This window comes from Enterobacter cloacae complex sp. SHL012, from assembly GCF_049237505.1.
Classification (GTDB): Bacteria; Pseudomonadota; Gammaproteobacteria; order Enterobacterales; family Enterobacteriaceae; genus Enterobacter; species Enterobacter kobei.
On record NZ_JBMKIZ010000003.1, the window covers coordinates 669,883 to 688,188 of the forward strand.

At 54.3% G+C, this 18,306-nt stretch carries 14 protein-coding genes; 7 read left to right on the plus strand and 7 right to left on the minus strand.

All coding sequences use genetic code 11. The annotated features are described in order from the left end of the window. Nucleotides 1–78: 78 nt before the first annotated feature. The 7 genes from yhdP to csrD all read right to left on the minus strand — a co-directional run bounded on the left by yhdP (nt 79) and on the right by csrD (nt 10,814). On the minus strand, nt 79–3,876 hold the full coding sequence (gene yhdP, locus ACOTY9_RS14370) for an AsmA2 domain-containing protein YhdP (protein ID WP_348565950.1): 3,798 nt from the start codon (nt 3,874–3,876) through the stop codon (nt 79–81). A gap of 42 nt (nt 3,877–3,918) precedes the next feature. Then, the gene (rng, locus tag ACOTY9_RS14375; protein ID WP_014885432.1) at nt 3,919–5,388 is read right to left on the minus strand and encodes a ribonuclease G; all 1,470 of its coding nucleotides are present in this window, start codon (nt 5,386–5,388) and stop codon (nt 3,919–3,921) included. Then, nucleotides 5,378–5,971 carry a Maf family protein gene (locus ACOTY9_RS14380; protein WP_014885433.1) on the minus strand — a complete coding sequence of 198 codons (594 nt, stop codon included), beginning with the start codon at nt 5,969–5,971 and terminating at the stop codon, nt 5,378–5,380. Before ACOTY9_RS14380 ends, rng begins: the two co-directional genes overlap by 11 nt. A 10-nt stretch (nt 5,972–5,981) precedes the next feature. Continuing rightward, nucleotides 5,982–6,470, minus strand: a complete 489-nt coding sequence (gene mreD, locus ACOTY9_RS14385) for a rod shape-determining protein MreD (protein WP_008502849.1) — start codon at nt 6,468–6,470, stop codon at nt 5,982–5,984. Further along, complete coding sequence (mreC, locus tag ACOTY9_RS14390) at nt 6,470–7,486, minus strand: rod shape-determining protein MreC (RefSeq protein ID WP_008502850.1); 1,017 nt, start codon at nt 7,484–7,486, stop codon at nt 6,470–6,472. The genes mreD and mreC overlap by 1 nt, the downstream gene beginning before the upstream one ends. A gap of 61 nt (nt 7,487–7,547) precedes the next feature. Beyond that, entirely contained in the window at nt 7,548–8,591 is a 1,044-nt protein-coding gene (gene mreB, locus ACOTY9_RS14395) for a rod shape-determining protein MreB (protein WP_000913396.1), read from the minus strand. A 282-nt stretch (nt 8,592–8,873) separates the two neighbouring features. Beyond that, complete coding sequence (gene csrD, locus ACOTY9_RS14400) at nt 8,874–10,814, minus strand: RNase E specificity factor CsrD (RefSeq protein ID WP_047026853.1); 1,941 nt, start codon at nt 10,812–10,814, stop codon at nt 8,874–8,876. A 182-nt stretch (nt 10,815–10,996) separates the two neighbouring features. Between csrD and ACOTY9_RS14405 the strand changes: the two genes are divergently transcribed. From ACOTY9_RS14405 to ACOTY9_RS14435, 7 genes are all read left to right on the plus strand, one after another. Beyond that, complete coding sequence (locus tag ACOTY9_RS14405) at nt 10,997–11,971, plus strand: MDR family oxidoreductase (RefSeq protein ID WP_045281397.1); 975 nt, start codon at nt 10,997–10,999, stop codon at nt 11,969–11,971. A gap of 77 nt (nt 11,972–12,048) precedes the next feature. Further along, nucleotides 12,049–13,050 carry a protein-methionine-sulfoxide reductase catalytic subunit MsrP gene (msrP, locus tag ACOTY9_RS14410; protein WP_032635408.1) on the plus strand — a complete coding sequence of 334 codons (1,002 nt, stop codon included), beginning with the start codon at nt 12,049–12,051 and terminating at the stop codon, nt 13,048–13,050. Continuing rightward, nucleotides 13,051–13,650 carry a protein-methionine-sulfoxide reductase heme-binding subunit MsrQ gene (gene msrQ / locus ACOTY9_RS14415; RefSeq protein WP_014885437.1) on the plus strand — a complete coding sequence of 200 codons (600 nt, stop codon included), beginning with the start codon at nt 13,051–13,053 and terminating at the stop codon, nt 13,648–13,650. Nucleotides 13,651–13,884: 234 nt separating this feature from the next. Next, entirely contained in the window at nt 13,885–14,337 is a 453-nt protein-coding gene (gene aroQ, locus ACOTY9_RS14420) for a type II 3-dehydroquinate dehydratase (RefSeq protein ID WP_023331425.1), read from the plus strand. 21 nt (nt 14,338–14,358) lie between these two features. Continuing rightward, nucleotides 14,359–14,820, plus strand: coding sequence for an acetyl-CoA carboxylase biotin carboxyl carrier protein (gene accB, locus ACOTY9_RS14425; protein ID WP_010436174.1), 462 nt, complete (start codon nt 14,359–14,361; stop codon nt 14,818–14,820). 10 nt (nt 14,821–14,830) lie between these two features. Next, nucleotides 14,831–16,180: an acetyl-CoA carboxylase biotin carboxylase subunit gene (accC, locus tag ACOTY9_RS14430; protein WP_003860388.1), complete on the plus strand. Its 1,350-nt coding sequence runs from the start codon at nt 14,831–14,833 to the stop codon at nt 16,178–16,180. A 221-nt stretch (nt 16,181–16,401) separates the two neighbouring features. After that, a complete protein-coding gene (locus ACOTY9_RS14435) occupies nt 16,402–18,303 on the plus strand; it encodes a M60 family metallopeptidase (protein ID WP_348565951.1) in 1,902 nt (633 codons plus the stop codon). Nucleotides 18,304–18,306 lie beyond the last annotated feature (3 nt).

Here is an 18,306-nt window from a genome sequence, read left to right on the forward strand (position 1 = left end):
GCTACTCGTTCGTTGCCGCCCGTGGCGGTATAAAAATCGTATTTATTGAGAGTGAGGCAATTACCTGCCCACGTCAAATCATTGCTGTGCATCTTTGCGCGGCTGGCGCAGTACCTCGTTAATCTGAGGTTTATCCACCGGACCGGTAATGCGATAGCGCAGAATCGAGACTTTGCTCCACAGCGGGCCCAGCACTTTACTGGCAGCAAATACCGCCGCACCGACTATCGGGTTCACCACAAACGCCGCCGCCACGCCCACGCTCGCGGAAATTTCCGGCGCCACCACGGCTTCCATATCCAGCTCACGGCGTACCAGATTGACTGAGCCTTTCATGGCGATATCCGCTTCCAGGCCGTCTACCAGCGTGTCATCCGTATGCATCACGCCGTCCTTTATCCACGCCGTGCTGCGGATGGAATCGTAGTAGAAACCTTCGCTGAAGGTGTCGCTGAAATCGAAGCGCAGCTTGCGCAGCAGCGCATCAAAACTCAGCAGGCGCAGGATCTGCCCGGCGCGCCCCGTGCTCACATCGGCGATTTCACCCTTGCCAAAGCGGGTTTTTAAAATACCGTTCAGTGACGCTTCGTCTGGCTTCCACGGCGCGTCTCGCCAGTGAAGATCGTAATTCACGTCAAATGACGATCCCCGCAGCGGCGTAGTGATGCCAAAGAAATTGGTTGCCGCATCCAGTTTGTTGCCTTTAATGTCGCCCTTCAGGGAGGTCCGCTGTTCGCCCGGGTTATTGACCCATTCCCCTGCGGCCGTCATGCGGCCAAAACCGGTATCGACCAGGCCGCCGGAGAGCGTAAGCGTATTCCCCTGGATGGCAAAATCGCCGTCGATACGGCCATATTTTTGCCCCCACAGCCAGCATTCCGCGCAGCGCAGCTGGAGATCGGGCCAGCCGCTAAAATCGACGCGGGAGGCTTGACTCAGCGGCGATGTATTCGCCGGTTGATCTTTACTCGCGGTGGACGGGTTGTAGTAGAGATAGCGAATCGCTGCCTGCCACGGCGCGTTATTACGCATGGTAAGCGTGCCGTTGATCTCCCGACCCTGCGCCTCCACTTTGGAGCCATTCGCGGTGGGCTGAGAAACAATGCTAAGGTTGTTCCACTGCTGTCCGCCCAACATCAGCGACGGCGTGCGTACCGTAACGGTTTGCGGGAACTGGGCGGCTTCATCCACGTTTTGTCCAACGCCTTTCTGGAACAGCGCCAGCCACTCCGCGCCATCCATCGGCGGAAGATTGAGCTCAACGCCCTCATGGTCGGGCAGTGGCGGCGTGGTTTTGCTGTCCGTCGTCCAGATAGCCCTGTCGAGGGTGAGTTTGCGATTAAGCAGCCAGCGGCTGTTGAAATGGTTTGTGCTGCCCGCATTTCCGGTCAACGCAAAGCTGTTCAGGTTGCCATCGACGTTGACCTTCACCGGCAGCGATTGTCCGGCCTGTTTATCCAGCGGCGCGGGCAACTGGCTGTGGATGTTTTTCAGGTCACCCGTGATATCGACCTTATACTGCACGCCTGCGTGATAAGGCAGCTCAATAGCCACTTTGCCATTCCAGGCTACCGCGCCATCCACTGATGACGCGATCGGCTTCGGCAGGACGTCCATACGCGCAGGCTGCCAGTTACCGTCCAGATTGACGGCCACCTGGTAAGCTTTTTCACCCTCAGTGGTTGTGAAGTCAATATTCACCGGCTGATTAAACCAGCTGGCGGTCAGCGGCTCGCTCTTGAGGTTACCATTCACAAAACTGAACTGCCCGCTGAGGTTTTTCAGGGTGCTCTCAAGCGGTTTAATGTACAGACTGTTGTTCTTCAGACGGACATCACCTTTGGCGGTGGTCATCTCACCGTCCAGCGGGATATCAAGATGTAAGCGAGCATTCACATCGCCATCAAGCTGGAGCTGCTGCAGCGTCGCCGCCAGAGACTCTTTCAGCGGCGTCTCCTCAAAGTACGGCCCCACCGCTTTACCTGGACCGTTAATGTCGGCATCAATAAGCAGCTTCTCTTTTGAGTAGTCCGGGATGTTAGCCGTCAGGTTGCTGGCCGTCACGCCGCCCAGCGCAACGCTGTCTGACTTCATCCATAAGCCGTCATTGAGGAAGTTAAGTTCGATATCCAGGTTTTTCAGCGCAGGCCAGCCAGGCTGGAACGCGAAGGTGGCGTTGTGCAGCGGCACCAGCACCTGGAACTGACCTTCATTATGTTTGTACGGGAAAAGATGCGGATTACCACCGTAGACCAGTGTGGCATTATCCGCCTGACCGCCCTGAATCGCGCCGCTCAGATAGTCGACCAGCGCTTTCCCCATCAGGTTTTCCGGGAAATAGCGCCAGGCCTGAGAACCATCATCGGTACTGATGCCGGCCAGAATACCCAGCCAGGGCTCATCGCCATCTGGCTGCAGGTAGCGGAAATCGCCGCGTGCATGCACCGCTTTGGCTTTGACGTCGATATGCCTGCCATCAAGCTGGAAGCCCTTATCATTACGGAGCCAGTTCAGCACCGCATTGCCCTGTTCAATTTCCAGCGGCGCACGGAAGACCGTCTCGTAAGGCATTTTGGCGTTGTGCATATCCACCGTCAGCCTGCCGTTTTCCACACTGCCTTCCAGCTTGCCGCTGAAGTGTTCGGCTCCCGGAAGCAGCTTCCACTGCTTCCAGGCAAGATCGTTCCACAAGGCCTGGAAACGGGTTTTATCTGTGGCCTGAAGCGGGATATCCAGCGCCAGCGCATCAATCTTGCCGCTCGGCTGCGTTGCCAGCCAAATCTCGCCCAAATCCGGGGAGAGTTTCGCCGCCATCGAGCGCAGGCCTTCGATGGCTGTCAGATCCAGGTTACTGGCGCGGATACGCAGCTCATCGCTGCGTTTACTGGCCGCGCCGCCCACGTCCTGCTCCGGCATCCAGGCCAGCGTCAGCGCACCGCGCGGCCACGGCTTGCCGTCCATCGTGATGCGCGTATCCGGAATAGCAAACTGCCAGCCCTCTTTCTCCTGCGTCACATGCGCGGTGAGGTTATCGACGGAAAGCTGATGCTGCTGATTTTCGCCCTTCCAGCTTGCGCCCCCTTGCTTGAGCCAGATATCGCCGCTGGCGAATTTTCCCTTCGTCAGGGTTAGCCAGCCCTCAAGGCTAAAGCGGGCGGTTTCCAGCTGCATGTTTTGCTGTAACCAGTCGCCGAGCCAGGGCTTCACGTCCACATCGTCGGCCTGCAGCCAGACTTTACCGTTGTTTAACAGACCGTCATCGTCGCGCAGATCCATACGTACCTGCATCACGCCGTGCTGGCCGTTCAGGCTGGACAGGCTCACCAGTCCTTCCGCGCGGTGTCGGTTCTTGCCGTTAAGCCAGGTTAGCTGTGGGATCGCCAGTTCGGCGCGCTGGCCGGAAAGGGTAATAAAGCTCACTTCGCTGTCGCGCAGATCGAAATGATCGAACTGACGGAGGAAGAGATCGCTGAAGCGGTTGGCTTCCAGGCCCTGATTATCCTCACCGCCCGTTAGCGGCGTATTGGTCAGAAACTGAAGCTGGTAAAAGGTGAGATCGCGAAACTGCCAGCGCAGATGCAGCAGGCTTTGCCAGACGTCCAGCGCCAGGGTCACGCGTTTGATTTTCAGATGGCCGCCATCTTTCAGGCTGGCATTGATATCCCGGACGTCGAGCGTCGGGCCAAAATTTTGCCAGCTGGCGCTTAGCTGGCTTACGTCGACCGGCACACCGGTGGTGGATTCGATTTTTGCCAGCAGCTGCGGACGCCAGCTGTCGAGATGCGGCAAAACGAGGCGTAGCCCGCTCACGAGCAACGCGACAATCACGACCAGCGTTGCCCCTGTAAGCAATAAAATCCCCGGCAATCGCCTCACGCATCTCTCCTTGTCAGCTTTCGTCACGCAGCGTACTGCGTTTTACATCATCACAACGTCAAACTGCTCCTGGTTATAGAGCGGTTCAATTTGTACTTTTACCTGTTTGCCGACAAAGATTTCCACTTCCGCCAGCGCGTGCGACTCTTCGCCTTTCAACGCTTCCGCCACCGCAGGGGAAGCATAGACCAGAAAACGGTCGGAGTCGTAGGCGTGATGAACACGGACGATTTCACGCATAATTTCGTAGCAGACGGTCTCAACCGTCTTTACCGTTCCGCGTCCATGGCAGGTTGGGCATTCATTACACAGCACATGCTCAACGCTTTCTCGGGTGCGCTTACGCGTCATTTCCACCAGCCCCAGCTGCGAGAAACCGTTAATGCTGGTTTTCACGCGATCCTTACTCAGCGCCTGCTCCAGTGAATGCAGCACGCGGCGGCGGTGATCTTCATTACTCATATCGATGAAGTCGATGATGATAATGCCGCCGAGATTGCGCAGACGCAGCTGGCGGGCAATCGCCTGCGTGGCTTCAATGTTGGTGTTGAAGATGGTGTCATCGAGGTTGCGATGGCCAACAAACGCGCCGGTGTTGATATCGACGGTGGTCATCGCTTCGGTCTGATCGATAATCAGATACCCGCCGGACTTGAGCTCAACCTTACGCTCCAGGGCACGCTGGATCTCGTTTTCGACATCATAGAGATCGAAGATAGGCTGACGCCCGGTGTAGTGCTCCAGCAGGCCCGGCATTTCCGGGATGTATTCAGCGGTAAATTCCAGCAGCGCTTCATATGTCAGGCGAGAGTCCACGCGAATGCGGTCGAGCTGCGCATCGGCAAAGTCACGCAGAACGCGCTGAGCCAGCGCCAGCTCACCGTAAAGCTGGTAGCGGGTCTGGTTGCGTTTTTTACGCTCCATCACTTTGGTCCAGACGCGCTTAAGGTATGCGGCATCGGATGCCAGATCGTCTTCGCTGATCCCTTCCGCGGCGGTGCGGATAATAAACCCGCCCTGTTCATCGCAGTAGGCGCTGACCACTTTCTTCAGACGCTCGCGCTCGCTTTCGCTCTCAATGCGCTGCGAAACGCCGACGTGTGACGCGCCGGGCATAAAGACCAGATAACGGGAGGGTAAGGTAATGTCGGTAGTCAGACGGGCGCCTTTGGTGCCCAGGGGATCTTTCACCACCTGCACCATTAAGTCCTGTCCCTGACGCACCAGTTCGGAAATATCGCGCACGGCAAACTGCTTTTGCTCTTCGCCCGCAACGCACTCGGTGTGCGGCATGATATCGGAGGCATGTAAAAATGCCGCCTTATCCAGACCAATATCTACAAAAGCCGCCTGCATACCCGGCAGTACACGACTGACACGACCTTTGTAGATATTGCCTACTATTCCGCGCCGCGCTTCACGCTCAATATGAATTTCCTGAAGAATGCCACCGTCAATATAGGCCACACGGGTTTCCGATGGCGTTACGTTTACCAACAATTCAGCCGTCATAATTATCCCTTCCCTCACGCAGTGAGTTAAAATTGCTCAGCAACTCATACGTTTCCACCAGCGGTAAGCCGACTACGGCGTGATAGCTGCCATGAATCTTCCTGACAAAACAGCCACCCAGCCCCTGAATACCGTATGCACCTGCTTTATCCATCGGTTCACCGCTGGCAATATAAGCGGCGATCTCGTCGTCGGTAAGTACTCTGAACGTGACATCGGTTACCACCAGACAATCCAGCACGTGCTGGCTATCTGCCAGCGCGACCGCCGTCATTACCTGATGCGTTTGCCCGGACATTTTGCGCAGCATACGCGCCGCATGTTCGGTATCGTGCGGTTTCTCAAGCACTTCACCATTAAGGATAACGATGGTATCTGCTCCCAGCACCGGCAGATCGCGGGGCACTAACGCCACGCCCGCCTGCGCTTTCTCGCGCGCCAGGCGAGAGACGTATTGCTGCGCACTTTCGCCCTCAGCACGTTTTTCTTCAATGCCGGTCACGATGCGTTCAAAAGATACCCCTAACTGGGTCAGGAGTTCCTGACGGCGCGGGGAACCGGAAGCGAGATACAAAGACGTCATAGAAACCTTTTTATTGCACGGCAAACTGCTGGCGAACCTTACGCATCAGCAGGAACAGCCACGGCCAGAGCACACCGTTTACTACACTACTCCAGAACACTTCCGGTCGGAAAGAGACGTTGATCACTAAAAACTCTGCCCAGAAAACAACGATATCCGCAGCAAGCGACAACAACATCACGACCAGGGCCTGTTGCCAGAGCGCGAGGTTACGAAAGAGCTGGAATTTTAGTGCGACGAGGTACGCAATAATGCTCATGGACAGGGCGCGAACGCCCAGCGTAGAGCCACTAATGAGATCCAGTATGGCACCCATAACAAAACCCGTGCCGACATTTACGCGGTGCGGCAGGGCAAGGATCCAGTAAAGTAAAATGAGCAAGACCCAGTTTGGCCGGAAAACGAGAATGTTATCCGGCCAGGGCATAATCTGCAGCAACAGTGCAATGAGGAACGAGAGCCAGATGACCCAGCGTCCCTGGCTACGATAACTTGCCACTACTGCCCTCCCGAAGAGAGTTTAGGCGGTGGCGGCGCATCAGGCAGCGGCTGCGTTAACCCGGTTGCCGGCGCGGGCACTGGCGCAGGTGGCCCCATGGAGTCCGCAGGCGGAAGAACCTGCGGCATCATCTGCATCAGGCGTTCGTTTGCGACACGGTGCACCTCTTCAGGCGTCATCGGATTCGTGCCATTACGATCGGCACCCCAGAGCAGCAGCAGGTAGCGCAGACGCTGTAAACCCGCAGTCGGACGAGCCTGAATGACGGTGTACGCACGCTGAGTATCGAGCTTCACGGAAGAGACCACCGCAACCGGGTAGCCCTCAGGGAAGCGTCCACCCAAACCGGAAGTCACCAGGACATCACCGACACGGATGTCCGTGTTCGCAGGCAGGTGTTCCAGCTGCAGATCGTCCGTACAGCCGTTACCGGCCGCAATCACGCGGATATCGTTACGCAGGACCTGGATAGGCAGCGCATGCGTGGCATCGCAAATCAGCAGCACGCGGCTGGTCAGCTTGGCGACGGCAACAACCTGCCCCACTACGCCTTTATCACTGATTACAGGCTGGCCTTCATACACACCGTTCACACTCCCTTTGTCGATCACAACCTGATCGCTGTAAGGATCGTTCACGGTGGAGATCACCTGGGTGACCATCTTCTGCTCATCCTGACGCAGCGGCGAGCCGAGCAGTTCACGCAGACGCGCGTTTTCCTGCTTATATTGCCCCAGCATCAGCAGTTCGCTGTTTTTCAGCAGCAGTTCCTGGCGTAATGCCCGGTTTTCAAGTTCGAGCTGGTCTCGTGAAGACAGCGTTTGAGAAACGGAGTCGAGCAGTTCACGGGGACCATTTGATATAAAGTAGAAAGGACTGACGGCGGTATCCATGTACGTTCTGATCTGGCTGAACGTACCGAGGCGGCTATCGGCAATAATGACGCCAAGCGCAACCAGAACCGCCAGAATAAGGCGAAACTGTAGCGATGGGCCACGGCTAAAAATTGGCTTCATAGGCTATGCGTATTCTCGTGTCAGAGAGAAAGGGTAGCGATTCGCTACCCTTTCACAATGACTACTCTTCGCTGAACAAGTCGCCGCCGTGCATGTCGATCATTTCCAGCGCCTTGCCACCACCACGGGCGACGCAAGTCAGTGGATCTTCTGCAACTACGACAGGAATACCTGTCTCTTCCATTAACAGGCGGTCGAGGTTACGCAGCAGCGCACCACCACCGGTCAGAACCATACCGCGCTCGGAGATATCGGACGCCAGTTCTGGTGGGCACTGTTCCAGCGCAACCATTACCGCGCTCACGATGCCAGTCAGCGGTTCCTGCAGCGCTTCAAGAATTTCGTTGGAGTTCAGGGTAAAGCCGCGTGGCACACCTTCCGCCAGGTTACGACCACGCACTTCGATCTCGCGCACTTCATCGCCCGGGTAAGCAGAGCCGATTTCGTGTTTGATACGCTCTGCGGTCGCTTCACCGATCAGAGAGCCGTAGTTACGGCGCACGTAATTAATGATGGCTTCATCGAAGCGGTCACCACCGATACGTACGGAGGAGGAGTACACCACACCGTTCAGAGAGATAACGGCCACTTCTGTGGTACCACCACCGATATCCACTACCATTGAGCCAGTTGCTTCAGACACAGGCAGACCTGCACCGATTGCCGCCGCCATTGGCTCTTCAATCAGGAACACTTCACGAGCACCCGCCCCCTGAGCAGATTCACGGATTGCGCGACGTTCTACCTGGGTTGCGCCAACCGGCACACACACCAGAACACGCGGGCTTGGACGCATGAAGCTGTTGCTGTGAACCTGCTTGATGAAGTGCTGAAGCATTTTTTCAGTCACGAAGAAGTCAGCGATAACGCCGTCTTTCATTGGGCGAATTGCGGCGATGTTGCCAGGGGTACGACCCAGCATCTGCTTCGCGTCATGACCCACTGCGGCGACGCTTTTCGGCGAGCCTGCACGATCCTGACGAATGGCCACAACAGAAGGCTCATTCAAAACGATGCCTTGTCCTTTTACGTAAATAAGGGTATTCGCGGTACCCAGGTCAATGGACAGGTCATTGGAAAACATGCCACGAAATTTTTTCAACATACTAAGGGATAATCCTGAAAGCTGGGGCGGAAAACAAAATCCGCTTACTTTACCAACCACACGCAGCAGCGACAAGGCGCAAAAATCATCTGCAACGGTGAAAATTTGTGCAGTACGTTTCCTGATGTTACAAAATTGATCCCTGACTCCCTCAGGGCTGAGTCAACAGCAGCATTCCTTACTGACCTTTGTAACCCGTTAAAGGTCGTTCACTGGCTTTTTGCTCGACATACTCAAAGCTACAGGCGCGATATTCTACGTGAAAACAACGTAAACGGCAGGTCAAACAGAGTATCTTTGCAAATATTTTTTCACGTTGGTGTCAAGCGGTTGAGAGGCGGCAAAAAAATCGCCCTGACCGCCCATGACACCGCGCTCTGTTAACATCTGCCATTCGCCCCTGGAGCGCACGCCCGCGGCAAAGACTTGTGTTCGGGTTCCTTTACACGCTTCAACCAGACTCTGAACCAGCAGCTGATTTTCCGTGCGCTTTTCAATATTTCTTACCAGCCCCGGATGCAGCTTTAATAGCTCCACATCCAGTTCCTTGATCCAGTCGGTACTGACCAGCGTTAAACCAGCTTGTGTCACCGCCACACGCGCACCGAGCGCGTTGATCAAACGAACCACTGGACGTAACCGGCTGATGTGTTGACCCACATCCGCCTCAGCAAGTTCAAAAATAATGCGTTTGCGTTGCGATTTTTCGCATTGCATTAATGTATCACGCAGCCAGCGCTGAAAACGCGGGCGTATTAACGACTCAACGGTGACCTGTAACGCCAGACTTTCTTCCGGCCAGAAAGATAAAAACGGAATCAGGCGGGTAATTTGCTGGCGGTCATACTCTTCAGACAGCCCAAATTGCAGCACCATTGGCAGATATTCCGCAGAAATAACCTCTTCCGTACCGTCAAAAATACGGCACATCAGTTCGCGATGATGGACATAGCCGTTTTTCATGACCGCCGGTTTTTGATAAATGCGTGGCCCACCGCGGCTCAGCATTTGCTCAATCAACGTACGCCACCGCACGTTTCCACGCCCTTTTTCCGGTAACGAGTCATCGTAAACGGCCCATCCGTTCGCCCCCTGCAACACGGCGTTGCGGGTAGCCGATTCCGCATGCTCCATCACCTGCTCCGTCGACTGACCGCCACGCCAGGCGCAGATCCCCATATGCACCATGTCGTCGCGGTCGAGCATTTTACTCTGGGGCAGCGCGTCTACCGCCTTCAGCAGCTGGCTGGCAATGCTTTCCGACTCTTTTAGCGTGCGATGCGGCAATAACACGGCAAAGTCGCTACGGTGATAGCGGGCCAACAGTGCCCCCGGGTAGCGCATGATAAAGGTGGAGAGCAGGTTGATCAGCGTAAAGAGATTTTCTTCCGCGGCCCGCTGCCCCCATGTGTCGCGCAGCAGATCGAAATCGGGCAGGCGAATCATCATCACCACGCCGTGAGTGCCCACTTTTTCCGAATCGTCGAGCAGCGTGGCCAGTTGATTATCAAAGAAAAGGCGGTTGTTAAGGCCGGTTTTATTATCCTGCGCGGCATAAGAGCGGATCAGCGTATCCATACGGCTGCGCTGGTCGCTGGCAAACTGAATTTCTGAGAGCAACGTATCCAGCGCACTGCTGGTGCGTGACGGCCATTCATGAACAGAGCCGCGCACCTGCGGGCCGCGCTCACCGTTCAGGATGCGGACGGAGCGGATTTCCAGCAGTTCCTGCCCTGAGAGCTGGCGGCGCAACCAGCGAACCGCGAGAAAAATGAGCAGAATAATGAATGCAACCGCGATCGTGAGCGGCGCGGTGGTCATCATGGAACGGAAATAGCTGGCCATCGGATCGAGATAGACCATGTGAATGGTCATACCCGGGTTTTTAAGGGAGTGCACCGTTACTTCCCGGTACTGACTCACTACGCCCGCAGGGCGATAACTTCCCTGCCGTTCATGGCTTAAAACCTGATGCTTTCCCTGCTGAATATCGATCCGAATAATATCAACCGGCACCATCAACTCATCCAGTTCCCGGGAGAGCGACGGGAGTGGCGTGGTCAGCAGACGCGTATCAATGACCGACGCAACAGACTGCACCCGGTTGACCAGTTTGTCCTGAATGGCGTTATAAAAGCTCAAAGAGCAACCCAGAAGCGTGACAAAGATGGTCAGCCCCGTTAGCAAGGTGATAAAAGCCGAGAACTTCGTCGTTAATCGCATCCTTGAGATTACTCCGTGGGTTGAGGGGGTAGCGAGTAAGCGCTAACTTGCATTTCAAATGCGGCATACTACCAAATCGGGCGTATCTGGCAATTTATTGCGTTAAATCGGCATTGAATTACCCTGAGCGAGTATAGTCTTCAGAAATTATTTTCCAATCATCTGAGTCGTGAGGACCCCGTATGCAGGCTTTGATCTTAGAACAGCAGGACGGCAAAACGCTTGCCTCAGTACAGGCCGTAGAAGAGAGCCGTCTGCCGGAAGGCGACGTCACCGTCGACATCGACTGGTCCAGTTTAAATTACAAAGATGCGCTGGCGATCACCGGTAAGGGTAAAATCATCCGAAATTTCCCTATGGTGCCGGGTATTGATTTTGCTGGCCGGGTCCACAGCAGCGAAGACCCTCGCTTCCATGCGGGCCAGCACGTGCTGCTCACCGGCTGGGGTGTGGGTGAAAATCACTGGGGCGGGCTGGCAACACAGGCGCGCGTAAAAGGCGACTGGCTGGTGCCGATGCCGAAAGGCATGGATGGTCGCAAAGCGATGATCATCGGCACCGCAGGCTTTACCGCCATGCTGTGCGTGATGGCGCTGGAAGAGGCGGGGGTTCACCCTGAGTCGGGTGACATTGTCGTGACCGGCGCCAGCGGTGGCGTGGGGAGCACGGCGGTAACGTTGCTGCACAAACTGGGTTACCAGGTCACGGCGGTTTCCGGCCGGGAAAGTACGCATGATTATCTTCGCCAGCTCGGTGCCAGCCGCATTCTTGGCCGCGATGAATTCGCCGAAACCCGTCCACTGGAAAAACAGGTCTGGGCGGGCGCGGTAGATACCGTCGGCGATAAAGTGCTGGCGAAGGTCCTGGCGCAGATGAACTACGGCGGCTGCGTGGCAGCCTGCGGTCTGGCGGGCGGCTTTGCCCTGCCAACTACCGTCATGCCGTTTATTTTGCGTAACGTTCGCCTGCAGGGCGTGGACTCCGTGATGACGCCAGCGGCTCGCCGCACGGAGGCCTGGGAACGTCTGGTACGCGATCTGCCGGAATCGTTCTTTACCCAGAGCGCAACGGAGATAAGCCTCAGCCAGGCGCCAGACTATGCCAGTAAAATCATGGATAACCAGTTCCACGGTCGCGCGCTGGTGAAAATCGCCTAATCTTCAAATTTTCGTGACATATTCGCGTGAAGCGCTCTCCTCCGTCATGCTTAGAAAAACGCATGACGGAGGATGCCATGAAAAACCGAAAACTGACGGATGCCGACGTAACGTCCGAGTCTGTCTTTATGTTACAGCGCCGCCAGATCCTGAAAATGCTTGGCATCAGCGCCACTGCACTGACGCTCTCCCCTGCGGCACATGCCGACCTGCTCGACTGGTTTAAAGGTAACGATCGCCCTAAGGCGCCTTCCGGTGCCCCGCTTACGTTTACGAAACCCGCCGAGTGGCAAAACAAACTGACGCTCACCCCTGAAGACAAAGTCACCGGCTATAACAACTTTTACGAATTTGGTCTGGATAAAGCCGATCCTGCCGCCAATGCAGGCAGCATGAAAACCGATCCGTGGACGTTGAAAATTGATGGCGAGGTGGCTAAACCCCTGACGCTCGACCACCACGATCTGACCACCCGCTTCCCGCTCGAAGAGCGCATCTATCGCATGCGCTGCGTGGAAGCCTGGTCGATGGTGGTACCCTGGGTCGGCTTCCCGCTGCATAAGCTGCTGGCGTTGGTTGAGCCCACCAGCAATGCAAAATATGTCGCCTTCCAGACGCGCTACGCTCCGGACGAGATGCCGGGCCAGAAAGATCGGTTTATCGGCGGTGGACTGGACTATCCGTACGTTGAAGGGCTACGCCTCGACGAAGCCATGCATCCCCTTACCCTGCTGACCGTTGGCGTATACGGCAAGGCGCTTCCTCCTCAAAACGGCGCCCCCATTCGGTTAACCGTACCGTGGAAATACGGCTTCAAAGGAATTAAGTCTATCGTCAGCATTAAGCTGACCCGCGAGCGTCCGCCAACGACCTGGAACCTGGCAGCACCGGGTGAATACGGTTTCTTCGCGAATGTGAATCCGCATGTGGATCATCCCCGCTGGTCGCAGGCGACTGAGCGCTTTATTGGCGCGGGTGGTGCGCTGGACGTTAAGCGTCAGCCCACGCTGTTGTTTAACGGGTATGCGGATGAAGTGGCTTCGCTTTACCGTGGCCTTAATTTACGGGAGAACTTCTGAGTGCGTTTAACGGCAAAGCAGATTACCTGGCTGAAAGTGCTGCTGCATTTAGCCGGGATACTTCCTTTTATCTGGTTGTTCTGGGCCGCCAGTCAGGGCCTCTTTAGCGCCGATCCAGCAAAAGATATCCAGCATTTTACGGGTCGGATGGCTCTGAAATTTTTACTGGCAACCTTGCTCGTCTCGCCGCTGGCGCGCTACGCTAAACAGCCATTATTGATACGTACCCGTCGGCTTTTGGGGCTATGGTGTTTTGCCTGGGCGACGCTGCACCTTACCAGCTACGCCCTGCTGGAACTGGGAATTAACAATCTGACACTGCTTGGCCGAGAGCTGGTGACACGCCCTTATCTGACGCTGGGTATCGTAAGCTGGCTGGTTTTACTGGCGTTAGCGCTGACGTCCACGCAATATGCGCAGCGAAAGCTGGGCAGACGCTGGCAGTTACTGCACAACTTCGTCTATCTTGTCGCGATCCTCGCCCCCATTCATTATCTGTGGTCGGTGAAGATCCTCTCCCCGCAGCCAGTCCTGTATGCGCTGGCGGCAGTGGCGCTTTTAGCATGGCGTTACAAGAAGTTCCGCCAGTGGTTGCGATAGTTCGCGAAACTGTGCGTTTTCCCGCAGATTGCCCCTCAACCGCAAATCTTTTTTGGATTGCGGTTGATAATCTTCCCTGATAAGACCAGTATTTAGCTGCCAAATGCTACGAAATCGTTATAATGTGCGACCTTGGTTCGCCTGACAGTGGTTTTTGGCCTCTGAAAAGGTGACATTTGCGCTTCGACGGTATATTTTGTTTTTTACCCGAAAATCGCAGGAGATAGCGGCATAATGACTGACAAGTTCCATATCTTAGTATTGAACGGACCGAACCTGAACATGCTCGGCACCCGTGAGCCAGAGAAGTACGGCACGCTAACATTGAGCGAAATTGTTAACCGTCTGAGCACGGAAGCAGCGTCGCTGAATGTGGATTTGGATCATTTTCAGTCAAACGCGGAGTACGCAATCATCGACCGTATTCATCAGGCTAAAGACAATGTGGACTATATCCTGATCAATCCGGCCGCGTTTACGCACACCAGTGTTGCTATCCGCGACGCACTGCTCGCGGTGAGTATCCCGTTCATCGAGATCCACCTGAGTAACGTGCACGCCCGAGAGCCGTTCCGCCACCATTCGTATCTGTCGGATATCGCTACTGGCGTTATCTGCGGACTGGGCGCTGACGGTTATTCATACGCTTTACAGACAGCGGTAAAACGCTTGTCACAATCACACTAAACAAGAGTACGGAACCCACTCATGGATATTCGTAAGATTAAAAAACTGATCGAGCTGGTTGAAGAATCAGGCATCTCCGAACTGGAAATTTCTGAAGGCGAAGAGTCTGTACGCATCAGCCGTGCAGCCCCAGCCGCTAGCTTCCCGGTAATGCAGCAGGCTTACGCTGCGCCAGTGCAGCAGCCTGCGCTCTCCGCAGCCGTTGCACCAGCAGCTGAAGCCGCACCTGCCGCTGCAGCAGAAATCAGTGGTCACATCGTACGTTCCCCAATGGTTGGTACTTTCTACCGCACCCCGAGCCCGGACGCGAAGGCGTTCATCGAAGTGGGTCAGAAAGTCAACGTAGGCGATACCCTGTGCATCGTTGAAGCGATGAAAATGATGAACCAGATCGAAGCAGACAAATCAGGTACTGTGAAAGCGATTCTGGTCGAAAGTGGTCAGCCGGTTGAATTTGACGAGCCGCTGGTCGTCATCGAGTAACGAGGCGAACATGCTGGATAAAATTGTTATCGCCAACCGCGGCGAGATTGCACTGCGTATTCTTCGTGCCTGTAAAGAACTGGGCATCAAGACCGTCGCGGTGCACTCAAGTGCGGATCGCGATTTAAAACACGTATTGCTGGCGGATGAGACGGTCTGTATTGGCCCGGCTCCGTCCGTAAAAAGCTATCTGAACATCCCGGCTATCATCAGCGCCGCTGAAATCACCGGCGCGGTGGCAATTCATCCGGGTTATGGCTTCCTCTCTGAGAACGCCAACTTTGCTGAGCAGGTTGAACGCTCTGGCTTTATCTTCATCGGCCCGAAAGCCGACACTATCCGCCTGATGGGCGACAAAGTGTCTGCGATCACCGCGATGAAAAAAGCCGGTGTGCCAACCGTACCAGGCTCTGACGGTCCTCTGACCGACGACATGGATGCTAACCGTGCTCATGCTAAACGCATTGGCTACCCGGTTATCATCAAGGCGTCCGGCGGTGGCGGCGGTCGCGGTATGCGCGTAGTACGCAGCGATGCTGAACTGGCGCAGTCCATCTCCATGACCAAAGCGGAAGCGAAAGCGGCTTTCAGCAATGACATGGTGTACATGGAAAAATACCTTGAAAACCCACGCCACATCGAAATTCAGGTGTTGGCTGACGGTCAGGGTAACGCGATCTATCTGGCAGAACGTGACTGCTCCATGCAGCGTCGTCACCAGAAAGTCGTCGAAGAAGCACCTGCGCCGGGCATTACCCCGGAACTGCGTCGCTACATCGGTGAGCGTTGCGCCAAGGCGTGTGTCGATATCGGCTATCGCGGGGCGGGTACTTTTGAGTTCCTGTTCGAAAACGGCGAGTTCTACTTCATCGAGATGAACACCCGTATTCAGGTTGAACACCCGGTTACCGAAATGATCACCGGCGTTGACCTGATCAAAGAACAGCTGCGTATCGCTGCGGGTCAGCCGTTGTCCATCAAGCAGGAAGAAGTCGTGGTGAAAGGCCATGCGGTTGAATGCCGTATCAACGCCGAAGACCCGAACACCTTCCTGCCAAGCCCGGGTAAAATCACGCGTTTCCACGCGCCGGGTGGCTTTGGTGTGCGTTGGGAGTCTCATATCTACGCCGGTTACACCGTACCGCCGTACTATGACTCAATGATCGGCAAGCTCATCTGCTACGGAGAAAACCGTGACGTGGCGATTGCCCGCATGAAGAATGCCCTGCAGGAGTTGATCATCGACGGTATTAAAACCAACGTTGATCTCCAGATGCGCATCATGAGCGACGAGCACTTCCAGAATGGTGGAACTAACATCCACTATCTTGAGAAGAAACTCGGCCTCAACGAGAAGTAATCTAAAAACACGCCTGTTTATCAGGCGTGTTTATTTTTGCGTCCTTGTTTCTCCCCCCAAACTATTTACCGTCACTATATCTCCAACCCAACCTAGAAATATTCAATATCATCATTTTTTCTACATTTACTTTTCATTATTCCTTGGTTCTTAACGATATTACAGCGTGATGTAATGAGTCCGTTTTTCTTAATATTTTTTCGATAACGGACATATCTTTTATGAATATACTGAAGAGTGGCATACAGAAAAAATGCGTTGCTGCTGCGCTGTTATGTGCATCGGTAACGTCTTTGCCTTTATACGCTGAAACCACGGCCAACTGGTGGGAAAGATGGCAGGATAACCAGGCCTTCAATGAAGCTCTGGATGAACTCGGTATGAGTTATCAACTGTTATCTGAAGATCCACAAAAAACCCTCACCCGTTCAGCCGACCCGACTGATGTTCTCTACTGGCAAAAGCGCACCATGCAAATTTATGGTGATGCTGACAAAGACATTTATTATATTCCAGCCATTGAAGATCATGATGAAGCTCGTGCCAGAACAGGCTTCACAGGTCGCAATCCCTATTTTAATACCTATTATTATGGTGAACAGGGTGATACGTTCACATTGACCACCTCTTCCCAACCCGATGATGTGGTCTGCTACGCAGGACTGGAAAATCAATACAGCGGTACAATCACCACTAAATATCAGGTGCAGTTAAATGCCAATCACTCAACGCAATATACCCTGAGTGAAAATGGATTAATGCTGCTGGCCTGCTGGGATAAAAGTGGTACCTATAGCCATATGAACACACTCGTTCGTGTGGATGTCACATCGACGACCGCGAAAAAACACCCGTTATTTGTCTTTGGTCTTAACACAAAAGAAGAGTGGAAGGCCCTTAGCCAGCAGAGTACACCGACTGGGCAAACGCTGCTCTTTGACGGGCGCTCTCGATATGTTGTGAATAATTCCACCGCCAAAGCATCGCAGAATACCAACGTGCTGCAAATGCTGCGCGAACAATTAAGCTACGTCATGGACTATGATAGGGTTAACGGGCTTGATGGGTCATCGTATTTACATCAGCCTCTGCGCGGTTTGAATTTCGGTATTTTTAACAGCTGCTGCTGGTCTCAGGGCGGTGCCGGACGTATTGGGATCGGCTTTGGCAACAGCTTACCAACGGAAACCAGCTGGGGTCATTGGCATGAATATGGTCATCAAAATCAGATGACCTGGGCATGGAACGGGTTAACTGAAGTGACAAATAATATTATGTCCCTTTCAGCCTGCCGCCTATTACGCGGAGAAGTCACGGATAAATCCTGTCACGAAAACTTGTATTACAACAATTTCTCCTGGGATCAGCAGGCCGTAGGTTCTTTCCTGAACTCTGGCGAAACACACCAGTTTGATACTGACACTGACGTCTTCCGTAAATTAATGATGTTTGCGCAGCTGAAAACATCGTGGCCCGATCTCTTCGCTTATATTGGCAAAGCCTACCGCGAAACCTATAACGAGGGTAAAGGTAAATCTCTGGTTGCAACCAATCAACAAAAAATTGATTTCTTTGTGATCAATGCCAGCAAAGCAGCAGGGCATGATTTACGTGAATTCTTTACACGTTGGGGGTTAGGCTATTCCGCTGATGCTGACTCACAAATTGCTGCCCTGAAATTACCTCAGCCGAACAAAGTGACAAAAACCTTTACCAGTAGCCTGAACGGCTCTTCCCCGATTACGATTGAAGTTCCGGCTGAAGATAACACTGTGAATATTGCTTTTGTGACCAACACACCTAAGGCTGGCCCTACCTCTCTGGTCTGGGTTGAGGATGGTGAAACGCCACTGTATGCGCAGGTTGTCGATAGTCGTAACAGAAGCTTCATCGTGAAACTGCGTGGCCAGAACAGCCATGGCGGCTGCAATATTCATTCCGTTAACACCGCGGTTAACTGCAACTCAGGAACAAGCGCATATTTAAGAGTCGCTTATAAAGCAGAAGATAACCCGCATCTGCCTCAGGGCGGCTATACGGGTGTTCTTCATCTGATTGCGCGTGACTGGCACAACACGGGCTGGACGGCAAACGTGAATGTCGATCTCTCCATTGTGAAGTAAATG